The organism is Roseomonas gilardii (assembly GCF_001941945.1).
Lineage (GTDB): Bacteria > Pseudomonadota > Alphaproteobacteria > Acetobacterales > Acetobacteraceae > Roseomonas.
Genome location: NZ_CP015584.1, coordinates 219034 through 231732, shown reverse-complemented (window position 1 = coordinate 231732; position 12699 = coordinate 219034). Strand labels below are relative to the sequence as shown.

Genomic DNA, 12699 nt, shown 5'->3' with positions numbered 1-12699 from the left:
ACGCGAGATGTCCTTCACAGACGACGTTGTCACCGTTCCAGCCGTTCCCCGGCCGGACCTGCCTCTCCTCGACCTTCGCCGCCTCGACGGCACGCCGGAGGAACGCGCCGCCTTCCTCACGGAGCTGCGCCATGCGGCGCGGGAGGTGGGCTTCTTCTACCTCTCGGGGCATGGTGTTTCCGAGACGCTGGAAGCAGCGGTGCGCGACATCTCCCGCCGCTTCTTCGCCTTGCCGGAGGCGGAGAAGCTGAAGGTCCAGATGATCCACTCGCCGCATTTCCGCGGCTACAACCGCGCCGGCCTGGAGCTGACGCGCGGCCGTCCGGACTGGCGCGAGCAGTTCGACGTGCATTCCGAGCGCGAGGCGCTGCCCATCGGGCCGGACACGCCGCCCTGGGCGCGCCTGCAGGGCCCCAACCTCTGGCCCGACAAGGCCCTGCCGGAGCTTCGCCCCTTGCTCCTGCAATGGCAGTCGGAGCTGACGCGCGTGGCCATCCGCCTCGTGCAGGCCTTCACGGAGGCGCTGGTCGGCGATCCGGACGCCCTGGCGCCGATCTATCGGGAAAGCCCGAACCAGACGATGAAGATCATCCGCTATCCGGCCCGGCTGACGGATGACGCGTCGCAGGGCGTGGGGCCGCACAAGGACAGCGGGCTGCTGACCTTCGTGCTCCAGGACGACACGGGCGGCCTGCAGGTGGAAACGGAGAAGGGATGGGTCGAGGCCGTGCCGCGCCCCGGCACCTTCGTGGTCAATATCGGCGAGCTGCTGGAACTCGCCTCCAACGGCTACCTGAAGGCGACGGTGCACCGTGTCGTCAGCCCGAAGGTGGGGCGGGACCGCTATTCCGTGGCCTTTTTCCTGGGCGCGCGGCTGGATGCCACGGTGCCGCTGCTGGACCTGCCGGCGGAACTGGCGGCGGAGGCGAAGGGACCCGCGAGCGATCCGGACAACCCGCTTTTCCGCAATGTCGGCGCGAACTACCTCAAGGGGCGGCTGCGCTCCCATCCCGACGTGGCACAGCGCTACCACGCCGACCTGCTGAAGCCCGCCTGACCGACCGGCCCGCGCGAAGACATCGTCGCCGTCGGGAGGGAGGAGGGCAGGGGAGCCGGCACATGCGGCGAGCATCCGTCCAAGGATGCTCGCCGCGGTTCCTCACGCCATCTCCCAGCAGGTGCCTTCATGTCGATGCCGACCGCGGGCCGCTTTGATGTTCACGAATCGTTCTCGTTTGGTCTAACCTGCGGCCATGAGCGATGCCCTGACCCCGACCAAGCCCGATGACCTTGCCCGGTCCCTTCGCTATGCCCTGCAGCGCGACGAGCGCGGTCAGCCGCTGACGCCCGAACGCCGGGAGAATCCCGATTTCATGGCCGCCTGGCTGATCCGCCACCTGGAACGCAGCGGCTACCTGGTCCTCAAGCGGCCCGCGGCCCTGTTCACCGGCGAGCGGGCGGACGGCGCCGATGTCCGGCGCCTGCTGGTGGACTGACCCCGCTCGCCGCCGAAAGGCCGAAAGGAACATATGGCGGGGCGCTGCGGCGCAAGCAACGGTCCTATGGAACCTCGCGGGTGTCGAGCGTGAGCTGCATGAAGACCAGGTCCAGCCATCCGCCGAATTTCGTGCCGACCTCCGGCAGCCTGCCGACCTGAAGGAAGCCGAGCTTCTCGTGCAGCCGGATCGAACCCGCATTCCCGGCTTCGATCCCCGCGACCATGACATGCTTCCCGATCTTCCGCGCCCGCTCGACGAGGGCGCGCATCAGGTTCTCCCCGATGCCCCGGCCCCGCTGGTCCACCCGGACATAGACGGAGTGCTCCACCGTGTGGCGATAGCCCTCGAAGGACCGCCAGTCCCCGAACGAGGCATAACCCAGCACCTGCCCGTCCTCGGTGGCGACCAGCACGGGATAGCCGAGGCGTTGCCGGTCGGCATGCCACGCGACACGGTTGGCGACGTCCACCGGTGTCTCGTTCCAGATGGCCGTCGTGTTCGCGACCGCGTGGTTGTAGATGTCGGTGATGCCCGGGATGTCTTCGGGACGGGCGTCGCGGATCTCCACCATAGCCTCCAGATTGTTACCATAGTGTCTTATGGAGTTACTATGATGGAAATCACGGGGCAAGGGTTCCGGGTATGGGACCTTGTGCGCCGTACCCGGTTCAAAGGGGTTCGGGATCGGCCGGGATGTCCAGTTCCAGCATCAGGGATGCAAGGCACTTGCCATGCGCGTCGAGGGCGAGGGACCGCGTGACGCCACCGCCCAGCGCACCTTCCAGGACGAAGTTCAGCGCCCCGATCCCGGGCAGCTCGTGGCGCCGCACCGGACCCTTCGCGATGCCGGCGAAATGCGCCGCCACGCGCTCCGCCGTCACCGCCCGGGCCAGCCGGGGATAGTCGGCCATGTCATAGGCGATGACGGAGATGCAGGAAATGTCGCCCTTATCGCCCGTGCGGGCATGAGCGAGTTCGCGCAGGATCATGGCTATGCCTCCACCCAGGTGATCTGCGGGACGGCCGCGGCTTCGGGGATGAGGCAGGAACGGATGCCGACGACCTCCCGTGCCGATTTCGTCACCCCACCGCCGCTCGCCGGTCCGTTGAGATAGAGGGATTCCACCTCGTTCCCGATGCGGATGGCTTCCGCCATGCTGTCGGTCCGGCCGACGACCCTGACCCTGACCTCGCGCGGCTCTGCCGCCTCCGCCGCGGGCTTCGCCCCGAGGATGGAGTCGACGCCGATCAGGTCGAAGCGGGTCTCGCTCGTTTGCACGCCCGTCATCCGCAGCCGCTCGGCGACGATCTCCAGCGCCAGCCGCCCGCGCGCCACGGCACCCGGCCCGGCATAGGAGATCTGTCCCTCGCCGACATAGCTGTCCACATAGCCCACCGAGACCTTCAGCATGCCCGTCCGGGGCCGGCCATCGCCGCCCTCGATGCGCACCCTGTCCGGCCCGTCCTCCGTCACCCGGACACCGGAAAAATCGGCCACGACATCCGGCTGCAGGTAGCGGGCGGGATCATGCACCTCATAGAGCAACTGTTCCTTGCAGGTGGCGGCGGTCACCATGCCGCCCGAACCCGCCACCTTGCCGATCACGGCCGTGCCGTCCGCCGACACCTCGGCGATCGGGAAGCCGAGCCGCGCCAGGTCCGGCACGTCCTTGCGGCCCGGGTCGGCGAAGTAGCCGCCGGTGATCTGCCCCGCGCATTCCAGCAGGTGCCCGACGAGGGTGCCCTGCCCGAGACGTGTCCAGTCCTCCATGGACCAGCCGAATTCATGCACCAGCGGCGCCAGGAACATGGCCGGGTCCGCGGCGCGGCCGGTGACGACGACATCGGCACCGCCCGCCAATGCTTCCACGATCGGGCCGGCGCCGAGATAGGCATTGGCGGAGACCAGCCGGTTGCCGAGCGAGGCGACGGTCTCGCCCGTCTCGTCGAGCCTGTGGTCGCCCGCCCGCACGGCGCCGAGCACGTCGTCGCCGGTCACCGCCGCGACACGCAGCCCGGACAGCCCGAGGCCGCGCGCGACCTCCACGACCTTCCGGGCGGCGGCGACCGGATTGGCCGCGCCCATGTTGGTGATGACCGTGATGCCCCGGGCGCGGCAGATGCCGAGCACCGCCCGCATCCGTTCGGCCAGGAGCGGGTCGTAGCCCTGCGCGGGGTCCTTCATCCGCGCCTGCTGGGCGAGGGCGATGGTACGCTCGGCCAGGCACTCGAAGACGAGGTAACGCACCCCGCCCCGCTCGGCCACCTCCACCGCCGGTTCGATGCGGTCGCCGGAGAAGCCCGCGCCCGCGCCGATCCTGACTGTCTTCATGGAACCTTTCTCCGCATGGCGGCCTGCGCCGGTGATGGGCCTCATCCCAGGAGGACGCCGGTCGCCAGGGCGACCGCAGTCATCACCAGCGTGGTCCCGAAAGCCCAGGGAAAGATGAAGCGCTGATGGTCCCCGAGATTGACCCCGCTCAGGCCGACCAGGATGAAGGTCGAGGCGGTGAGGGGACTCAGCGGGAAGCCGGTCGTCATCTGGCCGAGGATGGCGCCGCGGCCGATCAGGACCGGATCGACGCCGAAGCTCGCCGCAGCCTGCGCCAGCACCGGCAGCACGCCGAAGTAATAGGCGTCCGGGGTGAAGACCAGGCTGAGCGGCATGCTGGTCACCGCCACGATCAGGGGCAGGTAGCCCGCCAGGCTTTCCGGGATCACCGAGACCGCGGCGCCCGCCATCGCCTCGATCATCTTCGTGCCGGTCAGGACACCGGTGAAGATGCCGGCGGCGAAGATCATGGTGGAGACGGTCACGACACTGCCGGCATGGGACACCAGGTGCTTCTGCTGCTCCTCCCAGCCCGGGTAGTTGACCGGCAGGGCGATGGCGAAGGCCAGCACGAAGAGGATCGGCAGCGGCAGCAGCGACATCAGCAGCGCCGCGATCAGGACGACGGTCAGGGCGGTGTTGAACCAGAACAGCCAGGGCCGTTCGAGCGCGATCCTGCGCTCGCCCGCCTTGGCATCGGCTATCCGGTCGGACATGTCCTCCCCGGCTCCGGGCACGGCGGCGGAAAGCGAGGCGGGGCGCGGAGCGGTGGCCGGCAGGGCATCGAGCGTGGCAACGCCGAGGCGGGCCCGTTCCCGCCGCCCCAGGACATAGGCGACCACGAGCACCCAGGCGATGCCGGCCAGCATGGCAGGCACCACGGGGTTGAAGATGGCGGAGGAATCGGCCTTCAGCGCCGCCATGGCGCGCACCGTGGGCCCACCCCAGGGGAGGATGTTCATCACCCCGGCGCCAAGGGCGACGACACCCGAAAGCACCAGCCGGTCCATGCCGAGCCGCTGGTACAGCGGCAGCATCGCCGAGACCGTGATGAGGAAGGTGGTGGCGCCATCGCCGTCGAGCGAGACGGCCATGGTGAGGATCGCGGTCGCGAGCACGACCTTCAGCGGATCGCCCTTCACGAAGCGCAGCAGGCGCCGGATCATCGGGTCGAACAGGCCGACATCGAGCATCAGGCCGAAATACAGCACGGCGAAGATGATCATCACCCCGACCGGCGCGACCCGGGCGATGCCGTCGAGCATCATCTTGCCCAGTTCCGGTCCTGCGCCGGCGAGCAGCCCGGCGACGGTGGGGATGAGGATGAGGGCGACCAGCACGGACATGCGCCTGGTCATGATGGCGAACAGGAATGCCGCGATCGTCGCGAAGCCCAAGATGGCCAGCATGCTTCCTCTCAGGCCGCCATTCTCAAGGGGGGCGGTCCATGGCGAAGCAATCGTCTATGACGAATGACGAAGGCAACCTATATATCTATAACCCATGCGCATAAATCCGAGCCTCCAGCAGCTTTCCGCCTTCCTGCGGCTCGCCCGCGCCGGCAGCTTCAGCGAGGCCGCGCGGCAGTCGGGCGTGTCGCAGCCGGCGCTCAGCCGCATGGTGCAGCAGATGGAGGAGGCCATCGGCGCGCGGCTGTTCGACCGCACGACCCGCAGCGTGGCTCTGACGCCGGCCGGGCAGGATCTGCTCCCCATCGCGGAACGTCTGGTGGCGGAGTTCGACAGATCCTTCAGCGAACTGGCCCGCTTCATCGAGGGCCGGCGCGGGCGTGTCGCGGTGGCGGCCTTGCCTTCCATCGCCGCGGTCCTGCTGCCGCCCGCCATCGCGCGGTACCGCCAGGGGCATGCGGAGGTGGAGGTGGCGGTTCTGGACGGCCTCTCGGGCTCCGTGCTGGATGCGGTGACCGAGGGCCGCGCCGATATCGGGCTGACGATCCGGCCCGGCCCGCAAACGGTGCTGTCCTACCGGCCCCTGGTGTCGGACGAGTTCGGCCTGGTCTGCCGCCCCGGCGAGGCGCTGGCGGGCGAGGACTCGCCTCTGCCCTGGTCGGTCTTCGAGGGCAGGCCCTTCGTGGCCATGGCACCGGGGAGCAGCGTCCGGCAGATGACCGATGCGGCCTTCCTCCAGGCCGGCCTGGCGATCCCGCCGCTCTACGGCTGCGCCTTCCTGGGCACCACCGGGCATCTGGTCGCGTCGGGGCTGGGCATCACCGCCCTGCCGCGGCTGACGATGCCGCTGCTGGGGCGGATCGACCTGGTCTGGCGCCGGCTCGAACGGCCGGTGATGCGGCGGCAGATCGGCGTCGTCACCCAGCCCAGGCGGAGCCTCTCACCTGCCGCGCAGGCCTTCCTCGCGGTGCTGGAGGAGCAGGCCAGGATGCAAGGCTGATGCCGGGGGCGGCATCACTCGGCGGCGGAGAAGAACGTCTGCAGATCCGGCAGCGGCTTCGAGAAGACCGACTTGATGACGATGTAGGAGAAGTACTTCTCCACGCCGATGTTCAGGGAGAGCACATACTCCATCGTGTCCTGGTAGTGCTGGATGGAGCGCGCCATGAACTTCAGGAGGTAGTCATAGCCTCCGCTTACGAGATGGCACTCGATGACCTCGTTGATCGAGCGGATACGCGTCTCGAACCGCACGAAATCGCTGCTCCGGTGGTCGGAGAGGGTGACCTCGGTGAAGATGGTCACTGTGTCGCCGAGCTTCTGGATGCCGATATGCGCGCCATAGCCGGTGATGTAGCCGGCCTTCTCCAGCCGCTTCACACGCATCAGGCAGGGGCTGGGGGAGAGTCCCACCTGGCCGGCCAGGTCCAGGTTGGTGATGCGGCCGTTCTGCTGCAGGCAGGACAGGATGTTCAGGTCGATGCGGTCCAGCTTTGGAGTGCCTGGCGCCATGTATGCCGTCCGGGAGTGGCTTCCTGTCGAGTGGGCCAGGCACAGCCGACCGTCGAACTCGGTGCGACATTAGAGAGGCGCCTTGCCAAGCGCAACCCGACCGGCCGGAGGCGGCAAGGCGGCCCGTTCCGCGCCCCGGTGACTGCCGGATATCCGCCGGAGCGGAGTGCCGCGCAGCGAATGATGCCGCGACACCTGCGCTCCGCCGCGATATCTGCGGGGGCCGGGGGGTGCGGCTGGTGATTCATTGCAGCCCGGCCGGGCTATCCTCGGGGTATCGGACGCCCTCGCCGTTCAGCAGGAGATGCTTTCCCATGCGCCTTACCGACTTCAAGGTTCTCACCTTCGACTGCTACGGAACCCTGATCGACTGGGAAAGCGGCATGATCGAGGGCCTGCGGCCGCTGACCGCGAAGGTCGGCCGCCCCCTCGGCCGCAACGAGATCCTGGAGGCGCATGCCTTCCACGAATCCACCCAGCAGATCCAGACACCGGCCCGTCCCTATGCCGAGCTGCTCGCGATCGTCTACAAGCGGCTGGCGGAGCAATGGGGCGTGCCGGTCACCCTGGAGGAATGCGTGGCCTACGGGCGGTCCGTCGGCAACTGGCCGGCCTTCGAGGATTCGCCCGGCGCGCTGCAGTACCTGAAGAAGTTCTACAAGCTGGTGATCCTGTCCAACGTGGACAATGCCAGCTTCGCCGCCAGCAACAGGCGCCTGCAGGTGACCTTCGACGCGATCATCACCGCCGAGGATGCTGGCTCCTACAAGCCGAGCCCGCGGAACTTCGAGTACATGCTCCAGCGCCTCGGCGCCGGGCTGGGTGGCGAGACGATCGGCAGGGAGCAGATCCTGCATACGGCCGAGAGCATGTTCCACGACCATAAGCCGGCGAACGAGTTCGGCCTGGCCTCCTGCTGGATCTATCGCCGCCACAAGGACCAGGGCTTCGGCGCGACCATGAACCCCGGCACGATGCCGCACGTGGATTTCCAGTTCAACAGCATGGCCGATCTGGTCAAGGCGCATCAGGAACAGCTTCGCGGCTGAACCGCTTTCTCCGAGCGAATTCCAGACGATCCCGGGGCATGGCCGGCGGCCGCGCCCCGGCCCGGACAAGAGGAACCCCCATGACCGATGCCGCGCAGGCCGAGGCCAGGCCGCTGGCCGAATACGACGATTTCGCGAAGCTCGACATCCGCGTCGGCCGGGTCGTCGAGGTGCAACCCTTCCCGCGTGCGCGCAACCCGTCCTACAAGGTCGCCGTCGATCTGGGCGATCTCGGCATCCGCTGGTCCAGCGCGCAGATCACGAGCTATGCGCCGGACGAACTCGTGGGCAGCAGCGTCGTGTGCATCTGCAACTTCGCGCCGCGCAACATCGCCGGCTTCTCGTCGCAGATCCTGATCCTCGGCGCGCGCAACACGAAGGGGGAGGTGATCGTCCTTTCGCCTCGCTCCGACGTGCCGGTCGGCAGCACCGTCTTCTGACGCACCACGCGCTCGCCGCCATCAACCGGACATGAGTCGGCGATAGCGGAGCTGGTCGGCATGCATCTGCTGGAACACGGCGTATTTCCGGGCATGGTATTGCTGCACCGGGTCGGATGAGGGCGCGATGGTGCCGCCGGCGCGACTCATCGCCGCCATGGCCGCCGGAAGATCGGCCTGCACATTCCCCGCGACGGCGCCGAGCATGGCGGCGCCCAGCAGGATCGCCTCCGGCTCCCCGGGCAGCACGATCCGGCATCCGGTGGCGTCCGCATGTTCCCGCAGGAAGACCGGGTTCTTCGTGCCGCCGCCACAGGCCAGCACGGTATCGATGGCATAGCCCTCGGCGTTCAGCACCTCGACGATATGGCGTGTCCCATAGGCGATGGCCTGGATCGTCGCGAGATAGAGCAGCGCCAGGTCGTCTTCCGTCGCGGAAAGGCGCAGGCCCGAGACCATGCCGCGCAGCGAGGCATCGGCACGGGGCGAGCGGTTGCCATGGAAGTCCGGCATGACGTGCAGCCCCTCGGTCAGCAGGGCGGGGAAGGGCAGGGGAGCCGCCAGCGCGTCGAGGCGCTCGTTCAGCCGCTGATAGACCGTGACCCCCGCCTGCCGCGCCGCTTCGGCCAGCGTGGGATAGCCGGCGTGCCCGGTGATCACATGGTCGATCAGCGCTCCGGTGGCCGATTGGCCGCCCTCGTTCAGCCAGAGGCCCGGCTGCATGGCGGAGAAATAGGGGCCCCATATCCCAGGCACGAAGCGCGGCGTCTCCGACACGGCCATGTGGCAGGAGGACGTCCCGCCCACCAGGGCGAGGCGATGCCGCAGCGCCTCCGCATCCGGGGGCTCGCCATCCAGCGCGGCCCCGATCACCCCCAGGCCCCCGGCATGGGCATCGATCGCCGAGGTGCCGACCGGCGTGCCCGGCGGCAATCCCAGCTCGGCGGCAGCCCTGGGGCTGAGTCCCCCCGGCACGGGCGCGCCGACCGGGAGGATCGCCGTGCCGATGCGGCGGAAGCCCTCTTCCGCGAGATCCTCCAGGCCGATGACCCGGAAGAAGCCCTCGTCCCAACGCCCTTCCTCGCCACGATAGGTCCATTTGCAGACGGTGGAGCAGAGGGAGCGCGTCAGGCTGCCGGTGGCGCGCCAGGTCAGGAAATCCGGCAGGTCCAGGAAATGCGCCGCCCGCTGCCAGCAGCCCGGCAGATGGCGCTTGAGCCAGAGCAGCTTGGGCACCTGCATCTCCAGCGAGATGCGGCCGCCGACATGGCGCAGGACCTCGTGAGGGTCCGCGTTGATCGCCTCGGCTTCCGCCGCGGCGCGATGGTCCATCCAGACGACGACATCCTGCTCCGCCTCGCCATCCGGGCTGACGGAAACCGGCCCGCCAGCGGCGTCCAGCACCACGAGCGAGCAGGTGGCGTCGAAGCCGATGCCACGGACACGGAACTCCGTCCGCTCCGCCAGGACTTCCCGCACCACCCAGCAGACAGCGGACCAGATATCCGCCGAGGACTGCTGCGCGAAATCCGGCCGGGGCCGCCAGAGCCGGATCGGGTGCACGGCCTGGGCCAGCATCCTGCCGTCCAGGGTGAAGGCACCGGCCCGGGCGCTGCCCGTGCCGACATCCACGCCGATGACGATGTCCTGCATGGCGAAACTCATGCTCCCCGTTCAGTCCCCGGCCAGGTCGAGGCGAGCCCCGGCCCGGCGCAGGGCATCCGCCGCCGCGGCCTCGCGGGGCGGGTTGGTGACGATCCGCTCGAAGGCGGCAAGCGGGGCGAAGCCGGCGGGCTTGCACGCGCCCAGCTTGCTGTCATCGACCACGAGGATGGCGCGCCGGGCGCTGGCGATGGCCGCCTGCTTCACCGGCACCTCATGGGCATGGGCGCAGGAGGCCCCGAAAGCCGCCTCCACGCCGCCGGCCGAGACGAAGGCCTTGTCGATCCGCGACCGGCGCAACCCGGCCAGCACCTCGTCCGAGGCGAAGCTGGCCGAGGCCGGGTGGAACAGCCCGCCAAGCAGCAGGAGCTGGGTGCGGGGCCGATGGCTGAGCAGGTTGGCGATGTTCAGCGCGTAGCAGAACACCGTCAGCGCCAGATCGGGCGCCAGCGCTTCCACCAGATGCGGCGTGGTGGTGCCACAGTCGATGAACAGCGTGTCCCCGTCCTCCACCAGCGAGGCCGCATGATGCCCGGCCAGGCGCTTGGCGGCGGCGTGGCTGTCCTGTTCGCGCTCCAGCGCGTAGGGACTCTCGCCGGGCGGGCCGCCCTGCAGCAGCACGTGGCCTCCCAGCAGGGCGAGACCGTGTCGCGGCTGCGAAAGATCCCGCCGTAGAGTCATGGTCGACACGGAAAGGGCGGCGGCCGCATCGCCGAGCCGCATCGGGCCTGTGCGCCGCAACATCCCCACGAGGCGCCACAACCGGTCCTGCCGGCGCGCTTCGCCCATCGCCGTGTCGCCCTGGATCATGCCTCTCCCCATGGGGAAGCCTTGACACCCGACCCCATGATGTGACGATTTTAACAAAATTCAGAAGACTGACAAATACGGGACCGACTCGGCCTGACTGGCACCCGGCCCGGAGGACGCAGATGTGACGACACAGCCCACCGCCCTGCCCAGCAGGCCCCAGGACCTCGCCCCGCTGATCGACCACACGCTGCTCCAGCCCGGGGCCGGCGAGGCCGACCTGCGACGCTATTGCGAGGAGGCGCTCCAGCACCTCTTCTGCTCGGTTTGCGTCAACCCGGTGAACGTACCGCTCGTGGCGCAACTGCTGCGCGGCAGCGCGGTGAAGACCTGTTCCGTGGTCGGCTTCCCGTTGGGGGCCACGACCTCCTGGGACAAGGCCGCCGAGACGGCGAATGCCGTGCATCACGGCGCCGACGAGATCGACATGGTGATCAACATCGGCGCGTTGCGGGACGGACGGCTGGACGCGGTGCGCGACGACATCGCCGCGGTGCGCAAGGCCTGCGAGGGACGGGTGCTGAAGGTCATCATCGAGACCTGCCTGCTGACGGACGAACAGAAGCGCACCGCCTGCCGGCTGGCCGCCGAGGCGAAGGCCGATTTCGTGAAGACCTCCACCGGCTTCTCCACCGGCGGCGCGACAGTGGAGGATGTGCGGCTGATGCGCGGGACCGTTGGGAGCGCCCTGAGCGTGAAGGCTTCCGGCGGCATCCGCGACTGGGATACGGCGCTGGCGATGATCGCCGCCGGCGCCAACCGGATCGGCGCCAGTTCGGGCGTGGCCCTGGTCACGGGCGCGCCGGCTTCCGGCACCGGCTACTGACGCAAGAACGAGAACAGGAGAGGAAGCGATGAACGGAATCAGCAGGCGCCATTTCGGCGCGATGGCGGCGGGCGGGCTTCTGGCCTCGGTCGCCGGTGGCCCGGCCTTCGCGCAGGCCGCCGCGGTGGATGCGGGCAAGGTGGCTGCCGACATCAACGCCAGGGCCGGCAAGAAGCGCAGCATCGCCACGGTGGTGAAGGTGGACGGCATCGCCTGGTTCGACCGGATGCGCGTGGGTGTCACGCAATTCGGCAAGGACCAGGGCCACGACACCTGGATGGTCGGCCCCAGCCAGGCGGATGCGGCGGCGCAGGTGCAGCTGGTCGAGAGCCTGATTGCCCAGGGCGTGGACGCGATCTGCATCGTGCCCTTCTCGGTCGAGGCGGTGGAGCCCGTGCTGCAGAAGGCACGCCGCCAGGGCATCGTGGTGATCTCGCACGAGGCCTCGAACCTGCAGAACACGGATTACGACATCGAGGCCTTCGACAACCACGCCTATGGCGCCAAGCTGATGGAGGTGCTGGGGCGCGACATGGGCGGCGAAGGCAAGTATGTCGCCACCGTGGGCAGCCTGACCTCCCAGTCGCAGAACGAATGGATCGACGGCGCCGTCGCCTACCAGAAAGAGCACTTCCCGAAGATGCAGGAGGTGACGAAGCGCATCGAGACCTATGACGATGCGACCACCGACTACAACAAGCTCAAGGAAGTCCTGACCGCCTATCCGGACCTGAAGGGCATCCTCGGTGCGCCCATGCCGACCTCGGCGGGCGCAGGGCGGCTGATCGCCGAGCGCAACCTGAAGGGCAAGCTCTTCTTCTCCGGCACCGGTCTCGTTTCGGTGGCCGGGCAATACCTGCGCAACGGGGACATCAACTACATCCAGTTCTGGGACCCGGCGGTGGCCGGCTATGCCATGAACGTGATGGCGGTGATGGCGCTCGCGAAGAAGGATATCAAGGCAGGCACCAATCTCGGCCTCGCCGGCTACGAGAGCCTTCAGGCGCCCGACGCCAAGCGGCCCAACCTGCTGGTCGGCCAGGGCTGGGTCGGCGTCACCAAGGATAACATGGCCCAGTACAACTTCTGAGCCGCATCCGGGCCTGGAACCCGCCGGGGGCCCCGTGCCTCCGGCTCCCTCGTGACGCCTGTGGCGACGG

The 12699-nt window shown here is 68.7% G+C and carries 14 protein-coding genes; 7 read left to right on the top strand and 7 right to left on the bottom strand.

The window, feature by feature from the left end; genetic code table 11:
• Positions 1-7: 7 nt before the first annotated feature.
• Positions 8-1057 (top strand): isopenicillin N synthase family dioxygenase, encoded by a 1050-nt coding sequence (locus tag RGI145_RS20600; RefSeq protein ID WP_075800407.1) that lies wholly within the window; start codon positions 8-10, stop codon positions 1055-1057.
• Positions 1058-1253: 196 nt separating this feature from the next.
• A complete protein-coding gene (locus RGI145_RS20595) occupies positions 1254-1496 on the top strand; it encodes a hypothetical protein (protein WP_075800406.1) in 243 nt (80 codons plus the stop codon).
• 64 nt (positions 1497-1560) lie between these two features.
• Here the strand turns inward: RGI145_RS20595 and RGI145_RS20590 are convergent, their stop codons facing one another.
• The 4 genes from RGI145_RS20590 to RGI145_RS20575 form a co-directional block, all read right to left on the bottom strand.
• Positions 1561-2070 carry a GNAT family N-acetyltransferase gene (locus tag RGI145_RS20590; protein ID WP_156878701.1) on the bottom strand — a complete coding sequence of 170 codons (510 nt, stop codon included), beginning with the start codon at positions 2068-2070 and terminating at the stop codon, positions 1561-1563.
• Positions 2071-2167: 97 nt separating this feature from the next.
• Positions 2168-2488, bottom strand: a complete 321-nt coding sequence (locus tag RGI145_RS20585; RefSeq protein WP_075800405.1) for an AtuA-related protein — start codon at positions 2486-2488, stop codon at positions 2168-2170.
• A 2-nt stretch (positions 2489-2490) separates the two neighbouring features.
• Positions 2491-3831 (bottom strand): acyclic terpene utilization AtuA family protein, encoded by a 1341-nt coding sequence (locus RGI145_RS20580; protein WP_075800404.1) that lies wholly within the window; start codon positions 3829-3831, stop codon positions 2491-2493.
• Positions 3832-3872: 41 nt separating this feature from the next.
• Positions 3873-5240, bottom strand: coding sequence for a CitMHS family transporter (locus RGI145_RS20575; protein ID WP_075800403.1), 1368 nt, complete (start codon positions 5238-5240; stop codon positions 3873-3875).
• 94 nt (positions 5241-5334) lie between these two features.
• Between RGI145_RS20575 and RGI145_RS20570 the strand changes: the two genes are divergently transcribed.
• Positions 5335-6240 (top strand): LysR family transcriptional regulator, encoded by a 906-nt coding sequence (locus RGI145_RS20570; RefSeq protein ID WP_075800402.1) that lies wholly within the window; start codon positions 5335-5337, stop codon positions 6238-6240.
• A gap of 14 nt (positions 6241-6254) precedes the next feature.
• Here the strand turns inward: RGI145_RS20570 and RGI145_RS20565 are convergent, their stop codons facing one another.
• A complete protein-coding gene (locus tag RGI145_RS20565) occupies positions 6255-6752 on the bottom strand; it encodes an Lrp/AsnC family transcriptional regulator (RefSeq protein ID WP_075800401.1) in 498 nt (165 codons plus the stop codon).
• 314 nt (positions 6753-7066) lie between these two features.
• On the opposite strand from RGI145_RS20565, the gene RGI145_RS20560 reads away from it, so the two are divergent.
• Both RGI145_RS20560 and RGI145_RS20555 read left to right on the top strand, forming a co-directional pair.
• Positions 7067-7801 (top strand): haloacid dehalogenase type II, encoded by a 735-nt coding sequence (locus RGI145_RS20560; protein WP_075800400.1) that lies wholly within the window; start codon positions 7067-7069, stop codon positions 7799-7801.
• Positions 7802-7881: 80 nt separating this feature from the next.
• Complete coding sequence (locus tag RGI145_RS20555; protein WP_075800399.1) at positions 7882-8241, top strand: tRNA-binding protein; 360 nt, start codon at positions 7882-7884, stop codon at positions 8239-8241.
• A gap of 21 nt (positions 8242-8262) precedes the next feature.
• Here the strand turns inward: RGI145_RS20555 and RGI145_RS20550 are convergent, their stop codons facing one another.
• On the bottom strand, positions 8263-9906 hold the full coding sequence (locus tag RGI145_RS20550) for an FGGY-family carbohydrate kinase (protein WP_075800398.1): 1644 nt from the start codon (positions 9904-9906) through the stop codon (positions 8263-8265).
• Between the two features lie 9 nt (positions 9907-9915).
• Positions 9916-10713 carry a DeoR family transcriptional regulator gene (locus RGI145_RS20545; RefSeq protein WP_156878700.1) on the bottom strand — a complete coding sequence of 266 codons (798 nt, stop codon included), beginning with the start codon at positions 10711-10713 and terminating at the stop codon, positions 9916-9918.
• A gap of 124 nt (positions 10714-10837) precedes the next feature.
• Between RGI145_RS20545 and deoC the strand changes: the two genes are divergently transcribed.
• Together deoC and RGI145_RS20535 are read left to right on the top strand one after the other, a co-directional pair.
• Positions 10838-11539 (top strand): deoxyribose-phosphate aldolase, encoded by a 702-nt coding sequence (gene deoC / locus RGI145_RS20540; protein ID WP_075800396.1) that lies wholly within the window; start codon positions 10838-10840, stop codon positions 11537-11539.
• 28 nt (positions 11540-11567) lie between these two features.
• Entirely contained in the window at positions 11568-12629 is a 1062-nt protein-coding gene (locus tag RGI145_RS20535; RefSeq protein ID WP_075800395.1) for an autoinducer 2 ABC transporter substrate-binding protein, read from the top strand.
• Positions 12630-12699: the final 70 nt, after the last annotated feature.